Annotated in this window: 5 protein-coding genes; all 5 read left to right on the plus strand. The window is 69.1% G+C overall.

What is annotated here, in order from left to right; all coding sequences use genetic code 11:
* Positions 1-31: 31 nt before the first annotated feature.
* The 5 genes from fba to lpdA all read left to right on the plus strand — a co-directional run bounded on the left by fba (position 32) and on the right by lpdA (position 7,912).
* The gene (gene fba / locus LRF89_RS03140; RefSeq protein WP_201169878.1) at positions 32-1,096 is read left to right on the plus strand and encodes a class II fructose-bisphosphate aldolase; all 1,065 of its coding nucleotides are present in this window, start codon (positions 32-34) and stop codon (positions 1,094-1,096) included.
* A gap of 107 nt (positions 1,097-1,203) precedes the next feature.
* A complete protein-coding gene (locus tag LRF89_RS03145) occupies positions 1,204-1,845 on the plus strand; it encodes a DUF502 domain-containing protein (RefSeq protein WP_201169876.1) in 642 nt (213 codons plus the stop codon).
* Between the two features lie 137 nt (positions 1,846-1,982).
* Positions 1,983-4,658, plus strand: a complete 2,676-nt coding sequence (gene aceE, locus LRF89_RS03150; RefSeq protein WP_201169874.1) for a pyruvate dehydrogenase (acetyl-transferring), homodimeric type — start codon at positions 1,983-1,985, stop codon at positions 4,656-4,658.
* A gap of 2 nt (positions 4,659-4,660) precedes the next feature.
* The gene (gene aceF / locus LRF89_RS03155; RefSeq protein WP_238636587.1) at positions 4,661-6,043 is read left to right on the plus strand and encodes a dihydrolipoyllysine-residue acetyltransferase; all 1,383 of its coding nucleotides are present in this window, start codon (positions 4,661-4,663) and stop codon (positions 6,041-6,043) included.
* Positions 6,044-6,139: 96 nt separating this feature from the next.
* Positions 6,140-7,912 (plus strand): dihydrolipoyl dehydrogenase, encoded by a 1,773-nt coding sequence (gene lpdA / locus LRF89_RS03160; protein ID WP_201242980.1) that lies wholly within the window; start codon positions 6,140-6,142, stop codon positions 7,910-7,912.
* Positions 7,913-7,926: the final 14 nt, after the last annotated feature.

The raw sequence follows: 7,926 nt of genomic DNA on the forward strand, positions 1-7,926 counted from the left end.
TGAATGCACAGATAGCGGAGGAGTCGAGACTATGGCGATGATCACCCTGCGACAGCTGCTCGATCATGCAGCCGAGCACGGCTACGGCATGCCGGCGTTCAACGCCAACAATATGGAGCAGCTCCACGCCATCATGGAGGCGGCCAAGGAGTGCGATAGCCCGGCTATCGTCCAGGCGTCCGCCGGGGCCCGCAAGTACGCCGGCGTCCCCTTCTATCGGCACCTGATGGAGGCCGCCGTGGAGTCCTATCCGGACGTCCCGCTGGTGGTCCACCTGGACCACGGTGCCAACCCCGGTGCCTGCATGCGCGCCATCCAGTCCGGGTTCACCTCGGTGATGATGGACGGCTCGCTGAAGGAAGATGGCAAGACCCCCGCCGACTATGACTACAACGCCGGAGTGACCCGCCGCGCTGCCGAGATGGCGCATGCCGGCGGTGTCTCGGTCGAGGGCGAGATCGGCGTGCTCGGCTCCCTCGAAACCGGTGAGGCCGGCAAGGAGGACGGCGTCGGGGCCGAGGGCAAGATGGACAAGGACAAACTGCTCACCGACCCGGAGGAGGCGGCGCAGTTCGTCCGCGATACCCATGTCGACGCCCTCGCCATCGCCTGCGGCACCAGCCACGGCGCCTACAAGTTCACCCGTCCGCCCACGGGCGACATCCTGGCCATCAGCCGGATCAAGGAGATCCACCAGCGCCTGCCGGACACCCACCTGGTCATGCACGGCAGCTCCCAGGTGCCGCAGGAGTGGCTGGAGCTGATCAACCAGTTCGGCGGTGAGATCCCCGAGACCTACGGCGTACCGGTCGAGGAGGTCCAAGAGGGCATCCGCAACGGGGTGCGCAAGGTCAACATCGATACCGACCTGCGCCTGGCCTCCACCGGCGCGGTGCGCAAGCACCTGGCCGAGAACCCGTCCAACTTCGACCCGCGCAAGTTCCTGAAGGCCTCCACCGAGGCTATGAAGGAGATCTGCAAGGCCCGCTACGAGGCCTTCGGCTCGGCGGGGATGGCGTCCAAGATCAAGCCGGTCCCCCTAGAGACCATGGTCGAGCGTTACGAGTCCGGCGAGCTCGCCCCCAAGGTGAGCTGAACCGGGAGCTGTCCCCAGAGCCTTGGGGGGGGGGGCCCCCCCCCCCCCCCCCCCCCCCCCGGGGGGGCCCCCCCGGCCCCCCGGCCAAGCCAGCGGGGAGCAATACCATGCGCAGGATTAGCGGTATTTTCCTCAAGGGGCTGCTGGCGGTTCTGCCGGCGGTCGTCACCCTCTATCTTCTCTACTGGCTGATCATGACCGCCGAGCGGGCGCTCGGGAGCGTCGTGCAGCTGATCATCCCCGAGACCTGGTATCACCCCGGCCTGGGCGTGGCCCTGGCACTGGCCGGCATCTTCGCCATCGGCGTCCTCCTCAACTTCTACCTTCTGCGCCGCCTGTGGGAGTGGTTCGAGCAGATCCTCCTGCAGCTGCCGGTGGTCAAGACCATCTACGGGGCGGTGCAGGACCTGACCGGGTTTGTCTCCCGGGCCGAGGAGCTGGGCGACCAGGTGGTCACGGTGCCGCTGCCCGGTAGCGATTACCGGGTGCTCGGCGTGGTGACGCGCAGGCAGTGGGCGGGGGTGGCCGAAGGGCTCGGTGACGAGCACACCATCGCCGTCTACACCCCCATGAGTTACCAGGTGGGTGGCTACACGCTGCTGGTTCCGGCCTCGGTGGTCGAGCCCGTCGATATGAGTGTCGAGGACGCCATGCGCTTTGCGGTCACCGCGGGGATGTCGACGCGCAAGAGCGCCTCGCTCGACGAGCTGCTCGAGGAACCGCCCGAGGGAGCGGAGAGGCAGCCGTGACCTAGCGACGACAAGAACAACAAAGCTCGCCCGTCTGCGGGGATCCCCCGGGGGCCCACAAGGCCGCCGGGTGCGGGACGGCCACCCGCCGTGTCGCGCCCCGTGGGTCCCGGCGACTCTTAACCAGGAGGTGGACCATGAAATCGATACCCGAGTTGCGCGACGATCCGGATCCGGAGGAGATCCAGGAGTGGCTCGACGCCCTGGATGCGGTGATCGAGCACGAGGGGCCCGAGCGGGCGCAGCAGATCCTCGAGCACCTGGTCAGCAAGGGCCGGCGCCGGCTCGGCCATCTGCCCTTCAAGGCCACCACCGGCTACATCAACACCATCCCCCGGCACCTCGAGGTGCGCCCGCCGGAGTACACCGATCACCACCTGGAGTGGCGTATCCGGGCGCTGGTGCGCTGGAACGCCATCGCCATGGTGGTTGCCGCCAACCGTGAGCACGACGGCATCGGCGGGCACATCGCCAGCTACGCCTCGGCCTGCACCCTCTACGAGGTCGGCTTCAACCACTTCTGGCGGGCGCCCAACGAGGAGCAGGACGGCGATCTGGTCTTCCTCCAGGGGCACTCCGCGCCGGGGATCTACGCCCGCGCCTTCCTCGAGGGGCGGCTCAGCGCCGAGCAGCTGGCCGGTTTTCGTCAGGACGTCGACGGCGACGGCATCAGCTCCTATCCCCACCCTTGGCTGATGCCCAACTTCTGGCAGTTCCCCACCGTCTCCATGGGCCTCGGCCCGATCCAGGCGGTGCAGCAGGCGCGCATGATGAAGTACCTGCACCACCGCGGGATCGAGGACACCGCAGACCGCAAGGTCTGGTGCTTCATGGGCGACGGCGAGATGGACGAGCCGGAGTCGATGGGCTCGATCGGCCTGGCCGCCCGCGAGCAGCTCGACAACCTGATCTTCGTGGTCAACTGCAACCTGCAGCGCCTCGACGGTCCGGTGCGCGGCAACGGCAAGATCATCCAGGAGCTCGAGGGCGAGTTCCGCGGCGCCGGCTGGAACGTGATCAAGGTGATCTGGGGCTCGCGCTGGGATCCGCTGCTCGAGCTTGACCACGAGGGGCTGCTGCAGCAGCGCATGGAGGAGGCCGTCGACGGCGAGTACCAGGCCTTCAAGGCGCGCGGCGGTGATTACACCCGCAAGCACTTCTTCGCCAAGTACCCGGAGCTGGAGAAGATGGTCGCCGGCATGTCCGACTACGACATCTACCGGCTCAACCGCGGTGGCCACGACCCGCACAAGGTCTACGCGGCCTACCACGCCGCGGTGAACCATACCGGGCAGCCGACCGTGATCCTGGCCAAGACCGTCAAGGGCTACGGCATGGGCGAGGCCGGCGAGGGGCAGAACATCACCCACCAGCAGAAGAAGATGGGTGAGAACGCCCTGCGCCGGTTCCGCGACCACTACGAGATCCCCATCCCCGACGAGCAGCTCAAGGAGACGCCCTTCTACAAGCCCGATGACGACGCCCCGGAGATGCGCTACCTCCACGAGCGTAGGCAGGCCCTGGGCGGCTACATGCCGGTGCGCTACGAGCGGGCGCCGGCGCTCGAGGTCCCGCAGCTCTCCGCCTTCGACGCGCTGCTCAAGGACAGCGGCGAGCGGGAGCTGTCCACCACCATGGCCTTCGTGCGCGCGCTGACGGTGCTCACCCGCGACAAGCAGATCGGCCAGCGGGTGGTGCCCATCATCCCCGACGAGGCGCGCACCTTCGGGATGGAGGGGCTGTTCCGTCAGCTCGGCATCTACTCCAACGTGGGGCAGCTCTACGAGCCCGAGGACGCCGATCAGCTGATGTCCTACCGCGAGGCGCAGACCGGGCAGATCCTCGAGGAGGGGCTGGATGAGGCCGGTGCCATGTCCTCGTGGATGGCGGCGGCCACGGCCTACGCCAACCACGGCGTCAACATGATCCCCTTCTACATCTTCTACTCCATGTTCGGCTTCCAGCGGGTGGGGGACCTGTGCTGGGCCGCCGGGGATATCCAGGCCCGGGGCTTCCTGATTGGTGGCACCGCCGGCCGGACCACCCTCAACGGCGAGGGGCTGCAGCACCAGGACGGCCACAGCCACGTCCTCGCCTCGACCATCCCCAACTGCGTCTCCTACGACCCGGCCTTCGACTACGAGCTGGCGGTGATCGTCCAGGACGGGCTGCGCCGGATGTACGCCGAGCAGGAGAACTGCTTCTACTACCTGACCGTCTACAACGAAAACCACACCCATCCGGCGATGCCCGAGGGGGCCGAGGAGGGCATTCGCCGCGGCATGTACCTCTTCCGCGCCGGCCCCAAGAAGAAGGGGCCGCGGGTGCAGCTGATGGGCTCGGGGAGCATCTTCCGCGAGGTGATCGCCGCCGCGGAGCTGCTCGCTGGCGATTTCGGCGTCCATGCCGATATCTGGAGCTGCCCCTCGTTCACCGAGCTGGCCCGCGACGGCATGGCCTGCGCCCGGGGCAACCGCCTCCACCCGGAGTCCGAGCGTCGGCAGTCGTACCTGCAGGCGTGCCTGGAGGGCTACAGTGGCCCGGCCATTGCCGCCACCGACTACATGCGCGCCTACCCGGATCAGATCCGTCCCTACATCGGACGCAAGTTCTGGTCCCTGGGGACCGATGGCTTCGGCCGCTCGGATACCCGCGAGAAGCTGCGGCGCTTCTTCGAGGTGGATCGCTACCACATCGCCGCGGCAGCCCTCTACGCCCTGGCCGATGAGGGCGAGATCGAGGCCGGGAAGGTCAGCGAGGCCATCGGCAAGTACCAGCTGGCGGCGGATGCCCCGAACCCGTGGGAGGTGTGACCGTGGCGGAACAGGAGCTCAAGGTACCGGATATCGGCGGCTTCGAGGCCGTGGAGGTGATCGAGGTCCTGGTCGCGCCCGGGGACCGGATCGAGCCGGAGCAGTCGCTGATCACCCTCGAGTCCGACAAGGCGAGCATGGAGGTGCCGGCGGAGGTCGGGGGCGAGATCCGGGCGGTGCACATCGCCGTCGGTGATATGGTCTCCGAGGGGAGTGTGATCGCCACCGTCGACACGGCCGCCGCCGATGCCGCATCCGGGCCGGCTGAGCCGGCGGCACCGGCCGAGGCCCCGGCTGCTGAGGGCGCCCCGGCCGAGGAAACGGCCGGATCGTCCGGAAGCGAAAAGCCGGCCGGCGGATCGGCGCCGGTGGCCCCTGCGCCCGCCCCGGCGGGCAGCGGCACAGGGCCCGCCGCGTCCAGCGGCGGGCAGCCGCCGATCGATCGCGACGGCCACCGCGCCGCCCACGCCAGCCCTTCGGTTCGTCGCTACGCCCGCGAGCTCGGCGTCGACCTCGGGCGCGTCAGCGGCAGCGGACGCAAGGGGCGTATTCGGCGCGAGGACGTGGAGGCCTACGTCAAGCGCGTGATGCAGGGCCAGGAGGTCCCGCCAACGGGTGCCGCCGCCGGCGCCCCGGCCGGCGAAGGGGTCGGGATCCCGCCGATCCCCGAGCAGGACTTCAGTCGTTTCGGCGAGGTGGAGCGGGTGGCGCTGACCCGCATCCAGCGGCTCTCGGGGCCGCACCTGCACCGCAGCTGGCTGAATGTCCCCCACGTCACACAGTTCGATGAAGCCGACATCACCGAGATGGAGGCCTTCCGCCAGTCGTTGAAGAAGGAGGCCGAGGCCCGGGGCGTGAAGCTCACCCCGCTGGCCTTCCTGGTCAAGGCGGCCACCGCGGCCCTCGCCGAGTACCCGCGTTTCAACGCCAGCCTCTCGGCGGACGGGCAGGAGCTGATCATCAAGCACTACTGCCATATCGGCGTGGCCGTCGACACCCCCGAGGGGCTGGTGGTCCCGGTCCTGCGCGACGCCGATCAGAAAGGTGTGCTGCAGATCGCCGAGGACCTCGGCGCCCTCTCGGCCAAGGCCCGCGACGGCAAGCTCTCTCCGGCGGACATGCAGGGAGGCTGTTTCTCCATCTCGAGCCTCGGTGGCATCGGTGGTACGGCGTTCACGCCCATCGTCAACGCCCCGGAGGTGGCGATCCTCGGCGTCTCCAAGTCGGAGACCCGGCCGGTGTGGGATGGGCAGGCCTTCCAACCGCGGCTGATGCTCCCGTTGTCGCTCTCCTACGACCACCGCGTCATTGACGGCGCCATGGCCGCCCGGTTCACCACCTACCTGAGCCAGGTTCTCGGCGACCTGCGCCGGCTGGTGCTGTAAGGGGCGCCCAGCGGGCGGGGGCGGCCGCCGGCCGCCCCCGCGCAAACCAGCGCCGGCGTGCTGCGCCGGCGGACTCGGCAAGGATTGGAGCACGGCATGGCTGAGCAACAGGTCAAGGTACCGGATATCGGCGGCTTCGAGGCCGTGGAGGTCATCGAGGTGCTGGTCGGACCGGGGGATCGGGTCGCGTCCGAGCAATCACTGATCACCCTGGAATCCGACAAGGCGAGCATGGAGGTGCCCGCATCCGCGGCCGGGGTGGTGCGTGAGGTGCACGTGGCGGTGGGCGATACGGTCTCCGAGGGGTCTCCGATCCTGACCCTCCAGGCGGAAGAGGCCGCCGGCGGTGATCCGGCTGCCGGCGAGGGCGCGGCCGGTGGAGCCGCCACCGGGGCACCCGCCGAGCAGACCCCGGCGGACGAAGGGGTGGCCGCGGCCGCCACCGATGCCCCGCAGGAGGCGGACTGCGACCTGGTCGTCCTCGGCGCGGGGCCGGGGGGGTACAGTGCCGCCTTCCGGGCCGCCGACCTGGGGCTGAAGGTGATGCTGGTGGATCGGTACCCGGTCCTCGGCGGCGTCTGCCTGAACGTCGGCTGCATCCCCTCCAAGGCGCTGCTCCACGCCGCCAAGGTGGTGGACGAGGCGGATCAGTTCGCCGCCCACGGGATCGCCTTCGGTAAGCCGAAGATCGATCTGGAGCGGCTCAACGACTGGAAGCGCGGCATCATCAAGCAGCTGACCCAGGGGCTGGCCGGCATCGCCAAACAGCGCAAGGTTGAGGTGGTCACCGGCGAGGCGACCTTCGCCGATGCCCACCACCTGCGGGTGGCCGGTGAGGAGGGAACGCGGACCATCAGTTTCCGGCACTGCATCATCGCCGCCGGGTCGCGGCCGGCGATCCCGCCGTCGCTGGCCGTGGACGACCCGCGGGTGATGGACTCCACCGGTGCCCTCAAGCTCGAGGAGATCCCCGAGCGATTGCTGGTGGTTGGCGGCGGGATCATCGGCCTGGAGATGGCCTCGGTCTACTCCGGGCTGGGCAGCAAGGTGACGGTGGTCGAACTCTCCGACCGGCTCATGCCCGGGGCCGACCCGGATCTGGTCAAGGTCCTGCGCAAGCGCCTGGCCAAGCGCTGCGAGGCGATCCACCTCAACACGGAGGTGACCGGGGTCAAGGCGAACAAGAAGTCGCTGACGGTCACCCTGAGCGGTGCGGATGCCCCGGAGAGTGACCGCTTCGATCGCGTCTTGGTGGCGGTGGGCCGCCGTCCGAACAGCGACGGTATCGGCCTTGAGGCCGCCGGACTGACGCCGGGCGATGACGGCTGCCTGAGCGTGGACGAGCACATGCGCACCGCAGTGCCGCACATCCACGCCATCGGCGATATCGTCGGCCAGCCCATGCTGGCCCACAAGGCGGTGCACGAGGGCAAGATCGCCGCCGAGGTGATCGCTGGGGAGAAGAGCGCCTGGGACGCCCGGGCCATCCCCTCGGTGGCCTACACCGATCCGGAGGTCGCCTGGGTGGGGGTGACCGAGGAGCAGGCGAAGGCCGAGGGGATCGCCTACGAGAAGGGGGCCTTCCCGTGGGCGGCCAACGGTCGCGCGCTGTCGCTCGATGCCAGCGATGGCGTCTCCAAGATCCTCTTCGATGCGGACACTGGGCGGGTGATCGGCGGCGGCATCGTGGGCCCCGGTGCCGGCGATCTGATCGGCGAGATCGGCCTGGCCCTGGAGATGGGGGCGGATGCCCACGACATCGGTCTGACCGTCCATCCCCACCCGACCCTCTCCGAGACGGTGGCCATGGCGGCGGAGATGGCCAGCGGCAGCATCACCGATCTGCTGCCGCCGAAAAAGCGCAAGTAGCTGCCGCTCGTCGC

The organism is Halorhodospira sp. 9621 (assembly GCF_022228055.1).
Taxonomy (GTDB): Bacteria; Pseudomonadota; Gammaproteobacteria; order Nitrococcales; family Halorhodospiraceae; genus Halorhodospira; species Halorhodospira halophila_A.